General features: G+C 43.1%; 14 protein-coding genes. All 14 read right to left on the bottom strand.

What is annotated here, in order from left to right:
• The 14 genes from A7D14_RS09550 to A7D14_RS09485 all read right to left on the bottom strand — a co-directional run bounded on the left by A7D14_RS09550 (nucleotide 1) and on the right by A7D14_RS09485 (nucleotide 17981).
• Complete coding sequence (locus A7D14_RS09550) at nucleotides 1-825, bottom strand: class I SAM-dependent methyltransferase (RefSeq protein ID WP_067033411.1); 825 nt, start codon at nucleotides 823-825, stop codon at nucleotides 1-3.
• Nucleotides 826-872: 47 nt separating this feature from the next.
• Nucleotides 873-1502, bottom strand: coding sequence for a cation transporter (locus A7D14_RS09545; protein WP_067033408.1), 630 nt, complete (start codon nucleotides 1500-1502; stop codon nucleotides 873-875).
• Between the two features lie 87 nt (nucleotides 1503-1589).
• Nucleotides 1590-3647, bottom strand: a complete 2058-nt coding sequence (locus tag A7D14_RS09540; RefSeq protein ID WP_067033548.1) for a DUF349 domain-containing protein — start codon at nucleotides 3645-3647, stop codon at nucleotides 1590-1592.
• Between the two features lie 142 nt (nucleotides 3648-3789).
• Nucleotides 3790-4527 carry a shikimate dehydrogenase family protein gene (locus A7D14_RS09535; protein WP_255307427.1) on the bottom strand — a complete coding sequence of 246 codons (738 nt, stop codon included), beginning with the start codon at nucleotides 4525-4527 and terminating at the stop codon, nucleotides 3790-3792.
• The gene (locus A7D14_RS09530) at nucleotides 4496-5533 is read right to left on the bottom strand and encodes a DUF368 domain-containing protein (protein ID WP_067033401.1); all 1038 of its coding nucleotides are present in this window, start codon (nucleotides 5531-5533) and stop codon (nucleotides 4496-4498) included. The genes A7D14_RS09535 and A7D14_RS09530 overlap by 32 nt, the downstream gene beginning before the upstream one ends.
• A gap of 17 nt (nucleotides 5534-5550) precedes the next feature.
• On the bottom strand, nucleotides 5551-6468 hold the full coding sequence (locus tag A7D14_RS09525) for a DUF368 domain-containing protein (RefSeq protein ID WP_067033398.1): 918 nt from the start codon (nucleotides 6466-6468) through the stop codon (nucleotides 5551-5553).
• A gap of 30 nt (nucleotides 6469-6498) precedes the next feature.
• Nucleotides 6499-7899: a tetratricopeptide repeat protein gene (locus A7D14_RS09520; RefSeq protein ID WP_067033395.1), complete on the bottom strand. Its 1401-nt coding sequence runs from the start codon at nucleotides 7897-7899 to the stop codon at nucleotides 6499-6501.
• A gap of 86 nt (nucleotides 7900-7985) precedes the next feature.
• The gene (locus A7D14_RS09515) at nucleotides 7986-9182 is read right to left on the bottom strand and encodes an aspartate aminotransferase family protein (RefSeq protein WP_067033391.1); all 1197 of its coding nucleotides are present in this window, start codon (nucleotides 9180-9182) and stop codon (nucleotides 7986-7988) included.
• Nucleotides 9183-10829, bottom strand: a complete 1647-nt coding sequence (locus A7D14_RS09510; protein WP_141673335.1) for an OstA-like protein — start codon at nucleotides 10827-10829, stop codon at nucleotides 9183-9185.
• 141 nt (nucleotides 10830-10970) lie between these two features.
• Nucleotides 10971-11447: a Dps family protein gene (locus A7D14_RS09505; protein ID WP_067033388.1), complete on the bottom strand. Its 477-nt coding sequence runs from the start codon at nucleotides 11445-11447 to the stop codon at nucleotides 10971-10973.
• Between the two features lie 333 nt (nucleotides 11448-11780).
• Nucleotides 11781-13892, bottom strand: coding sequence for a glycoside hydrolase family 97 protein (locus tag A7D14_RS09500; protein WP_067033384.1), 2112 nt, complete (start codon nucleotides 13890-13892; stop codon nucleotides 11781-11783).
• 107 nt (nucleotides 13893-13999) lie between these two features.
• Nucleotides 14000-15268, bottom strand: a complete 1269-nt coding sequence (locus A7D14_RS09495; protein ID WP_067033382.1) for an adenylosuccinate synthase — start codon at nucleotides 15266-15268, stop codon at nucleotides 14000-14002.
• A gap of 12 nt (nucleotides 15269-15280) precedes the next feature.
• Entirely contained in the window at nucleotides 15281-15736 is a 456-nt protein-coding gene (locus A7D14_RS09490) for a Fur family transcriptional regulator (RefSeq protein ID WP_067033379.1), read from the bottom strand.
• A gap of 40 nt (nucleotides 15737-15776) precedes the next feature.
• Nucleotides 15777-17981, bottom strand: a complete 2205-nt coding sequence (locus A7D14_RS09485) for a RelA/SpoT family protein (protein WP_067033374.1) — start codon at nucleotides 17979-17981, stop codon at nucleotides 15777-15779.
• Between the last annotated feature and the right edge of the window lie 10 nt (nucleotides 17982-17991).

Genomic DNA, 17991 nt, shown 5'->3' with positions numbered 1-17991 from the left:
TTATTTCTGGTAAACACCGCTTTCCAACATTAGTAACCCCTTTTGTAAGTGGTCCAATAAGTTGGTGAGTTTTGAAACCGTGGAATCACCCATAATAAGGTTCAGCCCAATTTTTGGAGGACCGTATTCATTGATTTTTTTCAAAAGCGAAGTGAAGAACTCTATTCCAGCTTGGGTCTGATCAGTTTTGGAGATGGGTTGTAAACCCAAATCTTCAACAATCTGGGCCATTTCACCATTCTTGATGAGAAAACTTAAACTTTCTCGTGCGGCCCATGGCATGGGATATTGAATGGCTCCATCATCTTTTCTGAAGATATCGTAATACAAAAAATGTCCTCCGGGTTTGAGAACTCTGTAGGCCTCGCCATAGAATTTACTTTTGTCGGGAATGTTCATTTGCACATGTTGCGTCCAGACCACATCAAATGAATTATCTTCAAAAGGAAGTCGGGTAGCATTTCCTTGGATGAAAAAGGTTTTGTCCTCCAATCCCACCAATTTTGAAAGCGCATTGGCCGTTCGCACAAACTCTGGGCTTAGTTCGATTCCGGTTGCTGTGCAATTAAATTCATCTGCGAGCATCCTGCACGGCCCGCCAAGACCACTTCCCAAATCAAGAACCGTTTTGCCATCAATATCAATCATCGTGGCCAACTCTTTGGAAACCGCAGCACCCCTTACATGAAATTCGTCCACACTGGAAATATCACTACGGTTTACATGGGCTAAATCAATATTTTGATTTTTAAGACGGGCCAAAATTTCTTCAAACAGGCCTTCTTTGTGGTAGTGCTCTTCTATTTTTTGGTCAAGTGGATTCATTTCTGTGGTATTATCTATTTGTAATGGTAGCAAAAGTGCTTTTGTTCTTACTCACAGCCGCAATATTTGTCACTATTGGCCTTTTCAAAACACTCCTTCCCTTCGTTGAAGGCAAAATAGGAAAGGCCCAGGGTTCCCAAGCTATCAATATATCCAATTCCCCAAAGTTCATAGATTCCACTGCTTACCAGTAATATTATGGACATGTACACGCAGACCAAGGTGCAGTTGGCATCGGCCAAAATAGGTGCAGAGTCCAGTTTGTGGCCCACTCTTCTTTTTCCGATGACCAACGCCCACATCACCAGAATGGAAATTAGGGAAATGACCACTCCCCAAAATGTGGTCAAAGGTTTGTGTCCTGTCCAAATGTTGTAAATACTGGTCACTACAAGAGCCAGAACCAGGGCATAAAAAGCAAAACCGGTAATCTTTAGTGCAGTGCGTTCAAAGTTGTCCCTATTGCTGTTGGGACGTTTTTGGATGCGAATGATCATGTGGGCAATCCCGAGCCCTGATATGACCTCAATGAAACTATCCGAGCCAAACCCGAACAGGGCCAAACTTTCATCCTCAAATCCAAGATAGGTGGAAATAAGGCCTTCCAGAACGTTATAAACAATGGTAAATATGGCAAGTCCAAAGGCAATTCTATAGTATTTTCCAGTATCCGTCATGTTAGATCTGCTTGTCTTTTTTTAGAAAACAGAAGAGAATCGAATCATCAATAATAATCTGGAAGGGTCAGGAAAATGTGTGGTTAGTTATTCTTCCTCGGAGCCGTCCTCTTCTTCCTCCGCTTCCCGATTCAGCCTGTTTTCGAGGATGTTGAGTTTTTTGAGTTTTTCCTTCCAGGTTTGAAGGGTCTCCTTTTGTTTGTTTATATTGTTGATGACCTCTTTTACCAATGGGTTGTCCTCTGAATCGTCGGAGAAGAACTGCAAATTGTTTTCCAATTGGCGTATCTCTGACTTACTTTCATTTATTTTTCTTCGGATGAATACCCGCTCATTGCCAATGGCGTGATTATCTTCCGTTTTGGCCAACTCTTGCACTTTATTGCCGTACTTGAGCAATTCTGATTCTTGCTTGCTTACGCCCACTTTCTTGAAAAGGGCATCAATGATTTTGTTGAACTTACCATTGATGTGTTTTTTATTGTAGGGAATACGCCCATATTGTTTCCATTCATCAAGAAACTCTTTAATGGCGGCCAAATCCTTTTTCTTGTCCCCACTCAATTGAAAGGCCTTTAATCGATTTAGACAATCGTTTTTCTTTTCAAAGTTTTCGTATTCCTCCTTGTGCGCTTCGTTCTTTTCGGCGTGCAAACGGTCAAAATAGTGGTTGCAGGCATTTTTGAACTCATTCCAAATTTTGTCGGAATACTTGCGGGGCACATGGCCAATCTTTTTCCAATCACTTTGTATGCGCTTCATTTGTGGGGTAACGGCTGGCCAATCGTCACTATCTTTCAAGGACTGGGCCAGTTCCAACAATTCCCTTTTCTTCTCCAGATTTTTGTGTTGCTCCTTTTTTTGGTTCTTATAGAAGGCATTTTTGTTTCTGTTGAATTTCCGAACAACATCCTTGAAAGCACCCCAGGTTTCCTCATTTACTTTTTGGGGCACTTTTCCAGCTTTGAAAAAGGCGTCCCTCAGCGCTTCCACCTCTTTGATCTGTTGTTGGATTCCCCTGTGGTTATCTGCAACATTATGGGCAATCTTGGCAATGTCGCCAATGATTTCCTGTTTTTTCTCCAGATTTTTTTCGTAGACCTTTTCCAGCTCCTGAAAATGCTCTTGTCTACGCAAGTGCATGGCTTTGGTGGCATTGCTAAAACGTTCCCAAATCTCCTCCCGTTTCTCTTTGGCCACAGGGCCAATATCTTCTTTCCAGATTTTGTGCAGGGTTTGGAGTTCCCGGAACGCTTTGCCCAAATCGGGTTCATCGGCAAGGGCTTCGGCCCGCTCTACCAGTTTTTCCTTTTCCTCAAGATTGTGCTTAAAGTCCAGATCGCGCAACTCTCGGTTCAAGTGGAGGAAATCATAAAAGATTTCCATGTGATGGTGGTAGGTACGCCAAACATCGTTGTAGTTACTTCGGGGAACAGGCCCTGCATTCTTCCAGTTTTCTTGTAGCTCCTTAAAGTTTTTATAGGTGGTGTTGATGTCCTCTTCCACATCAATGAGCCCTTTGAGCTGCTCAATGATTTCCAACCGCTTTTGTAGGTTGCTTTTTAGGTTTTGCTCCAGTTGCTTGTAGTACTGGTCCCGTTTTTCACGATATTCTCCATATACCTCATTGAACTGCCTTTTGGCAACCGAATTGTACCTAAAATCAATCTCATTGCCCCCTTTGGAGACAAATTCCTCTTTTTTATGCTCTAAAAACTCCTGAAATTTTTGGTCAAACTCATATTTAATGGAGCTTACATGCTTGTGTATAGCCTGTACTTTTTCATTTTTGACCAAGCGTTGCAGTTCGCCCACAAGGTTTTCCATAGACATGGCATGGTAGTCCAGCATGGGGATGTAATGCCGTTTTTCATTGTCCGCATCCTCGGCATCCTCGGCATTGGATTCGTCTATTTCGTCTAGGACTTCGTCAGGGTTTTCTTTGGTTGAAGCTTTTTCGGTTTCGCCTTTGGATTCGGGGGGTGAACCATTTTCAGATTTGGTTTCTTCAGTATTTTCAGCTACAGTGGCATCGGACTCTTTTGGTTCAGAAATGGGGCTTTCTTCCAATTGGGTCTTTGTATTGTCCGATGTATGCTCAGTACCACCTTCAGCTTGCTGAAGTTTGCGTTCATTTTCCTGCATTAGTAGTCTCCTTTCCTTTGGATTGATGATAATTATAGCCAATTTAACAACTAAATTGCCTAATAACAAAAGTATTGAACCTTCTTTTGCACAAGATTTTTATTGTGCGGATTGGCGCGAAAGGTATATTGGTTGTTGTTTTTTAGGGGGTATTCCAGATTTCCCAAGCCTTTTCGGCTTGCCCCAACAACATTTCCAGTCCGTTGGAAATGGTGGCCCCTTTTGCTTCCCCCAAAGCCAGAAAAGTGGTTTTTTCCGGATTGTAGATAAGGTCGAACAGAAGATGCTTATTTCCAATATATTGGTAAGGCAGGTCTGGCTTGTTCCCCACATTGGGGTGCGTGCCCAAGGGCGTGCAATTAATGATCACGGTATATGCTTCCACAATATCTTTGGTGAGCTCCTCGTAGGTGAACTGGTTTTTCTTTTTGTTTCGGGAAACATAGGCATGGTCAATGCCCAGTTCGTCCAACACAAAACAAATGGCTTTTGATGCGCCGCCCGTCCCCAGAACCAGTGCTTTTTTATGATGTGGTTGAAGAAAACTTTGAAGCGATACCTTAAATCCATATGCATCCGTATTGAAGCCTTTTAGACCATTCTGAGTGAATTTTATGGTGTTCACAGCGCCGATTTTGGCCGCTTTTTCATCCAGCTCATCCAAATAGGGGATAACGTCCTGCTTGTAGGGAATGGTTACATTAAGGCCCTTGAGATTGGGCTCGGTCAATACGGATTTGAATTCGGAAATTTCTGGAATGTCAAAATTTTCATAACTGTGGTCGTCCAAGCCCAGTTCCTTGAATTTTCGGGTAAAATAGCCTTGGGAAAAGGAGTATGAAATGTTTCTACCGAGAAGTCCGTACCTGTTTTTTTTCATTTCTGTTTTTCCCATACCAATCCAATAACAATAATACCAAAATTCCCAGAACCACAAAAAGAATGGCCCACCAGGTTTCTGCATGTCCCAAGTGGGGGAAATAGCGTTCGTAATTGAGAACGATCTTATCTCCATTGGAATCCAGAATTAAATTGCCCATGTCATCCACTTTGTACATGGTACGTTTCCAAGGCCATACTACGCCCAAAGAGCCCGTAATAAATCCCAAAATAACTGCGGTGGTGGTGGCTTTGTAATGTTTGAGCACAAAACTCAGCAAATGGGAGAATGTCACTAGACCTGTGGCGGAGCCCAAGGTGAAAATCCCCAATATTTTTAGGGTCTGTATACGTTCGGGATTCTTTAAAAAACCAAAATCTCCAGAAAAGATTTCTGAGAAGGTATCGTATAGCGCATTCACGGAATCAACGAGCAGTAAAACATAATTCCCCATTAGAATCAAAATAAACGAGCCTGAAAGTCCGGGCAAGGTCATTCCAGAGACACTAACAATTCCACAGAAAAAAATAAAGAGCAGGTTGTCGTTTTCCTTGGCGGGACTCAAAAAACTGATGGAAACACCAATGATCAGCCCCAAAATACCAAAGGGAATGGTTCGTTGGTTCCAAGAATCATAATCTTTGGCGATGTAATAAATGGAGCCCAAGATCATGCCAAAAAAGGTGGCCCAAACAAAAAGCTCGTTGTGATCCAAAAAATAATCCAAGATTCGGGAAACACTGAAATAACTCACCAACATCCCAAAAATAAGGAGCATTAAAAATTGGGCGTTTGTATACTGATAAAAGCTCTTGAACCTTCCGTTGAAAAGGAGTTTCACCGCTTTGGAATTGAGTTTTTGCAGCGAGTAGATGAATTCTTCGTAAAAACCGCCCACAAAAGCAACAATCCCCCCGGAAACACCGGGCACCTTGTTGGCGGCACCCATGCACAGGCCTTTTATTATCAAAAAGAAATTATCCAGAAAAGATCTAGGCTGATGCATGTGGGCAATAGGTTTTCTTATTTTTTGGAAGCAACTTTTTCCAGGATAAAAATAAGCGAAAAACCTATCATAGCTAGGATTATGGCAAGGATTAGCTGATTGTCCCCTTCAAATGCGGATGGCCAGACATTCATATCGTCCACAACAATGGTTTTTTCTCCGAATGTCTTGGTCTCCAACACTTTTTTCCATGGCCATATTTTGTTCAGGGAACCAAGAATAAAACCGGTAAGCAACGCAAGGGTTATGTTCTTGTAATGGTTGAACATCCATTTCAACAATCGGGCGAAGCTCAAGAGTCCAAATATAGCCCCCACACCTACGGTGAGTATGATTTTGATGTCCCGTTCGTGAACAGCATCCAAAATGGTTTTGTAAGACCCTAAAAGCACCAAAATGAAGGCTCCAGAGATTCCGGGAAGAATCATGGCACAGACCGCCAATGCCCCGGATAGAAAAAGATAGGGGAGACTGTCCACATTCTCACTCGGCGGGAGTTCTGTGATAAAATAGGCCACTGCAGCACCGAGGAGGAATACAACAATGGTTCCCAAGGTCCATTTGGTGATTTCTTTCCCTACAAAAAAGATGCTTGCCAATACAAGTCCGAAGAAAAAAGACCATAATAAAATGGGCTCATTTTCGAGCAGCCAGCTCAAAAACTTGGCCAGAGAAAGTACACTGATGAATATTCCAAAGAAGAGCGACAACAAAAAATTTCCGTTGACCTTGTTCCAAGCTGCTTTGATCCCCTCTTTTTTTAAGGTTGTGAAAAGGGATAGGTTGATGTTGTTGATGGAGGTGATGAGCTCTTCGTAGATGCCCGAGATGAAGGCAATGGTGCCTCCCGAGACACCGGGAACCACATCTGCGGCTCCCATGGCCATTCCTTTCAGGGTAATAAAAATATAGTCAATTAATCGACGTGCTTTCATGGAGTTGGGGTACCGTGTGGAGGTCTAAAACTAGGTAGAGGTCTTTTTAATTTGCGAAACCAAGGCCTGCAACCATTTTACCTCGCTGAATTCTGGAAACTCTTCATCAAATAATTGCAATTTTTCAATATCCAATTTCATGGCCTCAGTCAATTTTTCTTTGGCTTCCTTGGTTTCCTTATTTTTTAGGTAAATACCGGCCAGCTTATAGGTCAGTGTTGCATTGTCTGGGTAAAATTCCAAACCTTGTATCAAGACTTGTACGGTGGAATCATAATCCCCGATTCTTTTCAATACCTCTGCCCAATTTCGCCATGTGTCCAATTCATAGTTGCCCAAATCAACGGTTTGTTTGAAGGCAAAATCGGCCTCATCCAAATTATCCATGGCCAAGTATATTTTGGCGGCTTTTTTCCAGTACAGCGGATTTTCACCATCAATATTTATGGCCTTGTTGATATAGTACAAAGCTTTTTCGTGATCTTTCTGTTTGTAATGAAAATTGGTAATGGCCAGCCAACCCTTGTCCAATAAGGGGTCTTCATGTACCGTGTTGTAATAGTAGTACTTGGCCAAATCGTAGTTGCCCAATTTCTCATGGCATTTTCCAATACGAAGGAACGCATGCGAAGTGGGGTCCTCTATGGTGATGGTAGTTTCATAATTTTCTATGGCCTCGTTATATCGACCCAATTTTTCGAGCACTTTTCCCTTTTCAAAGTAAGCACCAATGAAGGAATCATCCGAAATTATGGCAAAATCAAAGGCGGTCAGTGCCTCGGGGAACAAGTCCATGGCATAATACATTTTGCCCAACTGGTGCCATGCTACCTCACAATATGGATTTCGCTCCAAATAATCGTTCAGGTAAAAAATGGCTCCGTCATAGTCTTCCAAAAACTCAAAGCAATATACTACGTTGTAGAGAGAGGAATAGTCCCTGTCATCAAACTCAACACATTGCATAAAGCTGCGCTTGGCCTTCTCATAATCATCCATAAAGAGGTATTCCATGCCCAAAAGGGAATGGATGTCAAAACTGTTCTCGCTGATATGCAGGGCTTCCAAAAGTAGATTTACGGCCTCTTGATGATTGTCTTTTTTGGATTGGATATTGGCCCTTTGGATATAGATTTCCTCATTGTGGGCATCTATGACCTGAATCTCATCCAACAAGCGTTCCGCAGCCTCGTATTTGTCTTCAAAGGTCAATACCTCTACTTGTAATAGCTTTAATTCCAAGGAATTTGGATGTTGTTCCAAACCAATTTGAATGGCTTTTTTGCCCAAGGAGATTTTACCGTTGTTCAGGTAGTGGTGAATGATTTCCTCAAAGTCCTCTGCATCAAAAAAGTAGACGTCATCCGTCTTGAGCATGGACTCAAATTTGGTAATGGATTTGTCAGGATACTCGTTAGAATCTAACGCCATAGGAACGGGTTTGGTTTTACTATGGACTTAAAATTAACCCTTTGCTTAGGTGTTTTAGTCCAATTTTTGGGTATGTTATCAACAAATTAGTTAACAGTAGCAGGTTTATAACGATTTAAAATGGCAATGATTTGGTCGCAACCTTTCTCAATTTCTTTCATTGAAATGGTCAATGGGGGCGAAATACGAACGGCTTTTGGCTCAAAGAGCAACCAAAAAAGGATGAGTCCTTCTTGGGCCGCAGTGAGGATCAAATAATCTGCAATTTCCTTGTTTTTCATCATCAGTGCCAACATTAATCCTTTGCCCCGTATTTCATCAATCAAAGGATGTACCAAACGATTTCGGAACAATTTTTCTTTTTCCAAAGTTCTCTCAATGAGCTCTGATTCAGTGACTTCCTGTAATGTTGCCAGACTGGCAGCTGCTATAACGGGATTTCCGCCAAAAGTGGTGATGTGGCCCAATTTTGGACTGTCCTGCAAGGTGGCCATCATTTCTTTGGAGGCCACAAAGGCTCCCACGGGCAATCCTGAGGCCATGCCTTTGCCAATGACCAAAATATCGGGTACACAATTGAAGTGTTCAAAGGCAAAAAGTTTTCCGGTCCGGCCAAAACCAGGTTGAATTTCATCCAAAATAAGCAGGGCCCCGACTTCATCGCAGCGTTTTCTCACTTTTTCCAGATACCCATTTTTCGGAAGAATAAAACCGGCACCACCCTGAATGGTTTCCAACACCACGGCAGCGGTTCGCTCCGTAATCTTGATTAAATCCGCTTCAGCATTGAATGAAATAAAACGAACATCGGGAATCAATGGTCTGAAGGCACTTTTGCGTTCCTCAAATCCCATCAAGCTCAAGCTGCCCATGGTATTCCCATGATAGGCTTTGTGGGCGGCAATGAGTTCTGAACGACCTGTATACCGTCTCGCCAATTTAAGAGCACCCTCCATGGCCTCGGTACCTGAATTGACCAAATAAGTGGTCTCCAGCGTTTTGGGAAGATGGGCTGCCAAAAGCTTGGCGAATTCCACAGCAGGTTGTTGCACATATTCCCCATATACCATCACATGCATGTAATCATCTACCTGCTCCTTGATGGCATTTACCACCCGGGGATGACCATGTCCAAGCCCACATGCAGAGACCCCCGCCACAAAATCCAAATGGGCGTTGCCATCTGTATCATAAATGTAGCTTCCCTTAGCATGGGATATTTCCAAACCTAAAGGGTGGGCAGTGGTCTGGGCTTGGTATGTAAAAAAATCGTCTCTCTTCATTTAGGGACTCTGGGCTTTCTTTACTTGGGTCTTTTTGGGTTTAACCGCTTTGGAATTGACTGCGTTCACGGGGTCATTCTCATTTTTTTGGCGTTCATTCTCTTCCGCATCAATATCGATGGGGTTGTCAATTCCCCGGATTTTTACCAGTTCGATGTTGTTGTCATCCTCATCAAAAATATCGTCTTTGGTAAGAATACGTTCATCACCGCGCCAAACAAACCCTTTTAATTTTCGGCTTTCCACGGGAAGGTCTGTCTCTGGGAAAATATCCCCATCCGGATTGACAAAAAAGGTAATGTCCTCAATATCGCTATTGGCCATGAGCAGTCTAATTTTACTGCAAATGGTCTTGTCTATGCCAACCAGTTCATCATCATCATTATATACGTAGTATATGACCTCGGTATTTTGGACCAAGTCGATGATTTTTAGCTCATTTTCAATGAATTTTCCAAGCAGGTTCTTTCCTTTGGCCTGATTGTACCCTTCTTTACTGATGGTGTCCAAGGAAATGATAAAGGCATTCTCAATGACTTTAAGGGAATCCAGTTTTTCGGTTTCCATATCCGAAATCAGGTGGATGCTGTCCCCGGTAATCTGGTTGTCCACATTCCAAAGGATGGGGTCCGTGATCAATTGGGTGATTCCGGTTTTCTCGTTAAAGTGGATGGAATCGCACTTTCCGCTTAAATCCGTTTTGTAAAACTTGGCATTTCGGAAGGCGCGTAAAATCCTTTCTTCCTCTTTACCAGTGACCATAAGGGTATCGCCGTGCATGTAGAGCGAATCTTGTTGCACCAAACTGATGGAAACCGCTCTCTTGGTGGCAAAAACAGAATCTTTGGCCTTGAATACTTCGGCATAGTGGGCCCTGATCACACCATTATTGATAGTGTCCGTTATTTTAATATTGTTTGTGGCCGATGCAAACTCCGTAGCCTTGTCAAAATACAGGCTATCGCCTTCAATGATTTTGTTGTCATAATCGATGCGCGTGTTCTTAATACCATATCCTTGCTCAATTTTGGTATCATAAAATCCACGTTCGCAGTATATTTTGTAATCCTCTCCAGTTATGGTAGAGGGCCCGTACATATACGCATTTTTGGAGGTGCGGTAATAATCCAGTTGTTCTGAATCAATAATATATTCAGGATTGTCAATATGAACTTTATTCTTGAATTGTACTTTTTTGAGCTCTGTAAAATATGTGCCTATCTTACTGGTAAGCACATTGGCAGAATCCACTACCTTGCCTCCTGAATTGTAATAGGAAATCTGTTTTTCGCGATCAAAATAAAGGGTGTCGGTAGTCAAGGTCATTTTGCCATCGGATAAATCCACATTTTCCCAAGCTTTGGCCAGACTGGTGTTACCGTTCCAATCTAATTTTGCACTGTTCATCTCAATGGAATCCCCTTGTTGAAGTCGCACATTACCAATGGCCCTCAATCTATTTTCTTGATTGTAAAAAATGGCGATATCGCACCATAGGTCTGCGCCCTGGTGTTCAAACTGTACCTGGCGTTCATCATCCTTGCTAAAGATGGATGCACCTGGAAATTTGGCCTCATCTTTGGTGAAGTTGGCCCCATAAACAATGTTTATTTGTCTACCCTGGGTTTCTTCTTGGGCAGTGGCCATAAAAAAGGTGAGGAACAGAATGAAAAAAGAAATCCTTTTCAAAATCCATGGAATTTTGCCCAAAAGTAGGGTTTTTAGGGAAAGTGGCATATAGCCTTTAGAAAGCTTTGGGAATTGCGAATAGGATTTCTCTTGGTCTGCTTACCCCAAATAGGCCGAATACATCCAAATCAATTTTTCCTGCTCGCGGATGTAATCGCTCATCAAGGCGTTGGTTCCTTCATCATTGGACTCCCCGGACAATTCCAATAATTCCCGTTCCAAAGGTAACAGTACCTCATACCCGTTTAAAATTTCCTTGATGGCCTCAATGCCACTGGAAACATTTTTGGCCGCTTTGATCTTGGAAATCCCAGAATAGTCCGCATAAGTGTGGAGCGGTGTAAAGCCAAGGGTCAATATCCTTTCGGCGATTTCATCGATTTTTACCAGTGAATCGTTGTACAATTCTTCAAATTTAAGGTGCAGTTCAAAAAACTTATTGCCCTTTATGTTCCAATGAAAACCCCTGGCGTTCATATAGAACAATTGATAGTTCGCCAGTAGCTCATTTAATTTGTCCGCTAAAGAACCGGAGGCTTTTTTATCCAGTCCGATTTGATTTAAGGTACTTGCCATAAGTGATAATTTTTAAGGTTGAAGACCAAAAAATTGGTCGCTGACACAGCATATTTTCAATCCGAAAGATATGGAATGTGAGGTGCTCTTGAAGTGACCTAAGTCACACAAACCGAAAAACCTTTTTATTATCCAGTTAAAGATTAAAACCCTGCAAACTTGCCTGACGGCAGTCAGGTTTAATTGCAGTTATTTTAGTTTCTATAAATTTTTGTGTATCCATGAGTTATTGGGTTACTGAGTTACCATGTGATTATTGAATAACTCAATAACCTAATAACCATGACAATTTCATTGCCCTTCTAAATCTCTGGACTTCAAGTCCAGAGTGTTTTAGTTTTTCTGAATCAAGCTAATGGCAAAACCGCCCCCTTCTACCATGGGTATGGAAAGTGATGTTTCCTTGTTGATTTCCATGTTTTCAATAGCAATGGCCGTTGGATTTGTCTTGAAATGGGCATCTTCAGCATCTTTGTAAATAATGGCGTCATAGGTGATACCCTCGTCCAAAAAGTCAAAATCAAGACTGATTTCCCTTTTGTTTTCATCGGTGATTCCACCCACAAACCAATTGCCTGTTTCCCTTTCTTTTCGTGCAATGGTGACAAAGTCGCCCACTTCGCCATTCAAGACCACGGTTTGGTCCCAATCCACCCCAACATCCCTAATAAATTGAAAAGCGGGTTGACCTTCATAATTTTCAGGAAGGTCACAGGCCATTTGTACGGGGCTGTAAACGACCACGTATAGGGCCAATTGCTGCGCAAGGGTTGTACTGATGTGGTTGTCTTCCTTGGAAGGAAGGCCAATGTCAAAAACCCCGGGAGTAAAATCTATGGGCCCGGCCAGCATCCTTGTGAATGCCACAATGGGCAAGTGTTCTGGAGGATTGCCACCGTCTGCGGCCCACGCATTGAACTCTTGACCTCGCAAACCTTCCCGGGCAATGGCATTGGGGTATGTTCTTCTGATTCCGGTTGCCTTAATGGGCTCATGTGCATTGATGGCCACTTGGTATTTGGCGCCTGTCTCCAAAACTTTTCGGTAATGGTTCACCATCCATTGGCCATGGTGGTATTCGCCTTTGGGAATGATCTTGCCCACATAACCGGTTTTTACGGAATGGATGCCCAACTTGTGCATGAGTTGATAAGCGGTGTCCAATTGTTGCTCATAAGTACGCGGAGCCGCAGAGGTTTCGTGGTGCATTATAATTTCCACGCCCTTATCCTTTGCATATTGGTTGAGTTCCTCCAAATCGTAATCAGGGTAGGGGGTCACAAAATCAAAGACCCCTTCACGGTCCTCAAACCCAATCCAATGTTCCCATCCAGTGTTCCATCCCTCTACCAAAACTCCGGTTATATTATTCTCTGCGGCAAAGTCAATATATTTTTTGGTGTTTTCTGTAGTGGCTCCATGTTTTCCATGTGGTTTTGCATCTGTGGTGAACGAATTCATGTCTTGGGAACCCGCATAGTCCCAAGTGGACTTTCCAATATGCATTTCCCACCAAATACCTACATACTTTTTTGGTTTGAACCAACTTACATCCCCAATTTTGTTGGGCTCATTTAGGTTGACAATGAGTTTGGAGTCTATCAACTCAGTTGCTTTTTCGGCTATTTGAATGGTACGCCAGGGCGTTTTAAAAGGGAGTGCCCGTTTTACTTTGTGCCCCAATCTGTCCGAACCCACCAGTTCGCTGGTCAATTTAAGCGATGTAGTATCAACTTTTAAGGTCATTCCGGCATAATCGGTAAGGTTGGCCTCGTGAAAGCTCAGGTGGATGCCATCACTACCTCGCATGGTAACAGGAGTGTTCACGGCATTTTCAGGAATGTAGGTCTGTGCCAAATTGGGGTTGTTCCTTTTCGTGGTGGCATCAATTTCTGAGAGTTTTGTGGTGTTGTACAGATGCTCATAAATATCCCAATCTCCCGGAATCCACCATGTTGTGTAGTCCTCAGTGAGTTGAAATTCGGTGTTCTCATCCATGATCACCAGACTGTCCACCCCTTGTTGTGGCAGAAATTCATAACGAAACCCTATTCCATCATCATAGGCTCTAAAATACAGGTTGATTTTGCGATGGGGTGCTGAGTTTTCTTCCAATGCAATCATCAATTCGTTGTAATTGTTTACAACTTCTTTTTGTTCGCCCCAAGGCATTTCCCAGGTTTTATAAACCGCTTTTTTTTCTGAACTTAGGATTTTGAGATTATCCTTTAGCGCTTTTTGGTCTTTAAAATCAAAGCCCATTGAAGAAGCATCAATGATGACTTTCTCATTGTGACTCACAAGATAAGTGGGTTCTCCATCCGCTGAAAGATGAAAATCAATAGTATTGATTTTACCGGGCGATGTTACGGAAAGCGTTACGGTTTCTTGACTACAGGATATAAGAAACCCTACAATACAAGCGAGAGCTAGTAGTTTGTTCATGTTAGCATTGTTTAGTTAGTTAGTGCAGAAGAAGCATCACAACAGCAGTGCTGAGTGACTTTCCCCTATCTAAAAATACTAAAAAAGAAACAATGCCCCCTGAGTGGTTACCTATGAATGGTCTGCAACCGGTCTGGCCCCACGGAGACTATTTTGATGGGCACATTAAGCTGTTCCTCCAAAAAGGCGATATAATCATTGAGAGCCTGCGGTAATTCCTCAGCCTGGGTCATTTGGGTGAGGTCTTTGGCCCAGCCTTTCAACGCTGTGTAGACCGGAGTTACATGCTTGCTTTCAATATTGTAGGGGAGGTGTTGTATTTCTTGACCTTTGTACTTGTAAGCCGTACAGACCTTGATGGTCTTAAATCCGCTCAAGACATCGGCTTTCATCATCATAAGTTCGGTTACCCCATTGATTTGGACTGCATATTTTAGGGCTACCAAATCCAACCAACCGCATCGTCTAGGTCTGCCCGTGGTGGCACCAAATTCGTTGCCTACACGTCCCATGGTCTCCCCGTCCTTATCAAACAATTCGGTAGGGAAGGGACCACTACCCACACGGGTGGTGTATGCTTTGAAAATTCCCAAAACCCGTTTAATTTTATTGGGAGCCACTCCCAGCCCGGTACAAGCACCTGCCGCGGTGGTGTTGGAGGAAGTCACATAGGGGTACGTCCCAAAATCAATATCCAACAAGGAACCTTGGGCGCCTTCGGCGAGTATTTTTTTTCCTTCGGCCTGCGCCTTAAAGATATATTCCTCGCTATCAATAAAGGTCAACTTTTTGAGGGCTTCCACACCTTCGCAGAACTCGGCTTCCAATTCGGCCAGATTGTATTCGATCTCCACGTTGTAGAAATCAATCATGGCTTCATGTTTATCGGCAAGGGCACGGTATTTTGACTTCCAGTCGTCAAATTCCAAATCCCCGACACGCATTCCATTACGGCCGGTCTTGTCCATATAAGTTGGGCCAATACCCTTAAGGGTAGAACCTATTTTTGCCTTTCCCTTGGAGGCTTCGGATGCAGCATCCAATAAGCGGTGTGTGGGAAGGATTAGGTGGGCTTTTCTGGAAATGAGCAGTTTGGATACAATATCGATGTTGAACTTTTCAAGGTTTTCCAATTCCTTTTTAAAGATTACAGGGTCTATGACCACCCCGTTGCCCACAATATTAATGGCATTTTCATGGAAAATCCCTGATGGAATGGTATGCAGAACGTGTTTAATGCCATCAAACTCCAAGGTGTGCCCAGCGTTGGGACCTCCTTGAAATCGGGCTATGATGTCGTATTCCTTGGTTAATACATCAACAATTTTTCCTTTTCCTTCGTCCCCCCATTGGAGTCCAAGCAATAAATCTACCATGAAATGTTTTGGTTATTCAGTTAGGTTTTCTTCTTTGTTTCGGGTCCCGTAGAAATACAGTGAGTGGTTATTGATCTTAATGTCAAAAACCTCTTCAATGGTCTTCTTTATGGATTGGATACGGGGATCGCAAAATTCAACAACTTCACCAGTGTCGGTCAAAATGACATGGTCGTGTTGGCGATCAAAATAAGATTTTTCGTATTGCGCCTGATTTTTGCCAAATTGGTGCTTCCGAACGAGTTTGCTTTCCAGTAAAAGCTCAATGGTATTGTACAAGGTAGCCCGGCTTACACGATAATTCTTGGTTTTCATTTTGATGTAGAGGGATTCCACGTCAAAATGATCGTCACTATTATAAATCTCCTGTAAAATGGCGTAGCGTTCAGGGGTTTTGCGGTGTCCTTTTTCCTCAAGAAAAGCGGTGAACACGTTTTTTACTATTTCCTGATTTTTGTTGTTTCCCATGGCTTTTACCTATGCTAATGCACAAAGGTACAGCTAAAAATTAAATTCTGGTCACTTTGTCGATTCCCTCTACCTGCTTTAAGTTGTCCATCAACTTTTTAATGATGTTATTGTTTTTTACCACAAGGGTGATCTTTCCCTTGAAGGTGCCGCCATCGGAGGAGAAATTAAGGTTTCTCATGTTTACGTGCATGTTGTCCGAGATGATATTGGTAATATCATTGACCAATCCCAAGTTATCGATTCCCGTAAGTTGAATGTCCACGGAAAACTCTTCCTGTGTGGAATCTATCCATTTGGCACTGATGATTCGATAGGCATAGTTGGATTGGAGGGAAATGGCATTCGGGCAGTTCTTTTTGTGCACTTTTATACCATCGGTCACACTCACAAAACCAAAAACGTCATCCCCGGGAATGGGATTGCAGCATTGTGAAAGCTTGTAGTTCAATTTTTCTTCCTCCTTACCAAATACAAGCATGTCGTACTTGGTGGTGATTTCATCCTTATCGACATCCTTGGGAGCTGGTGTCCGTCGGATGCGGTTTTTGAAGAAATTGAGGAACGCATTATGGTAGGAGGACGCAAAATCCTTCAGTTTTTCATTGTCGATGACCCCAATGCCCACCCGATAGAACAGGTCCAAACTGGTTTTTAGTTTAAAATACGTGACCAATTTGTTGACCGTATCCTCGTTGAGGTTGATTTTTTGGGATTTCAATTTTCTGCGGAGAATTTCCTTCCCTTCCTCGGCAACGCTCTTTTTCTCTTCTTTTAAAGAGGATTTAATTTTAGACCTTGCCCGCGCGGTCTGCGCATAATCCAACCAGCTTTGGGTGGGTTTTGCGGTTTCCGAGGTAATGATCTCCACCTGATCTCCACTTTGCAGTTCGGAACCCAGAGGCACCAATTTGCCGTTCACCTTGGCCCCTCGTGTCTTCATGCCTATTTCGGTATGGATATGGAAGGCAAAATCCAGTGCTGTTGCTCCTTTGGGCATGGACTTTAGCTCGCCCTTGGGCGTAAAGACAAAAATTTCTTTGGAATAGAGGTTGAGTTTGAACTCCTCCACAAAATCCACAGCATTCCCATTGGCACCTTCCAACGCCTCTTGAAGTCGGTTCAGCCATTCCTCAATACCCTGTTCTTTTTGGTCACCATGCTTGTATTTGAAGTGAGCCGCATAACCTTTTTCGGCAATTTCATGCATCCGCTCACTTCTAATCTGTACCTCTACCCATTTTCCTTTGGGGCCCATAACGGTGATGTGCAATGCTTCATACCCAGTGGATTTGGGAGAAGTGATCCAATCCCGAAGGCGAATGGGGTTTGGGGTGAAGTGGTCCGTTACGATGGAATAGATTTTCCAGGCGAGAAATTTTTCGTTTTTCCTGTCCGATTTGTAGATGATCCGAATCGCAAATTTGTCATAGACCTCATCAAAGGGCACATTTTGGGACTTCATTTTCCTTCGGATGGAAAAAATGGACTTCATGCGTCCTTTAATGTGGTAATTGAGCCCTTCCTTGTCCAACGAATTCCGGATGACATCGGAAAAGGCTTCAATGTAAGCGAGGTTTTCCTCTTCGGTATCCTCAATTTTGGCCTGAATATCGTAATAGACATCAGGCTCGGTGTATTTTAGGGCGAGATCCTCTAGATGCGTTTTTATGTTGTAGAGGCCAATCCTGTGGGCCAGGGGTGCATAGATATAAAGCGTTTCCGAAGCGATTTTGACCTGTTTGTGCTCTGGCATGGAATCCATGGTGAGCATATTGTGGTAGCGATCCGCAATTTTAATGATGATCACCCGCACATCATCATGGAGGGTCAACAGCATTTTTCGGAAATTTTCCGCTTGTTGACTGATGTCCTTATCCTTTTTCAAGTGGGCAATCTTGGTAAGGCCATCCACAATCCGGGCAACGGTTTCCCCGAACATACGTTCAATGTCATCCAAGGTGTAAGGGGTGTCCTCAACTACATCATGGAGTAGGGCGGAGGCAATGGAAACGGCATCCAGCCCAATTTTGGACGCCACAATCTTGGCCACGGCAATGGGATGGAAAATGTAAGCTTCCCCTGATTTCCGCCTTTGATCTTTATGGGCATCTACGGCCACATCAAAGGCAGAGCGTATCAACTTCTTGTCCTCATCGGTCAAGGTTTGATAGCTGATGCGAAGCAATTCCTTGTACTGCTTTGCAATCTCCTTGTTCTCTTTTTCAATGGCAGCCTCTGTCATAGCATATTAA

The organism is Allomuricauda sp. CP2A, from assembly GCF_001683915.1.
In the GTDB taxonomy this organism is placed as follows: Bacteria; Bacteroidota; Bacteroidia; order Flavobacteriales; family Flavobacteriaceae; genus Flagellimonas.
Note: the sequence above shows the minus strand (reverse complement) of the source record. Positions and strands in the feature narration are given on the sequence as shown.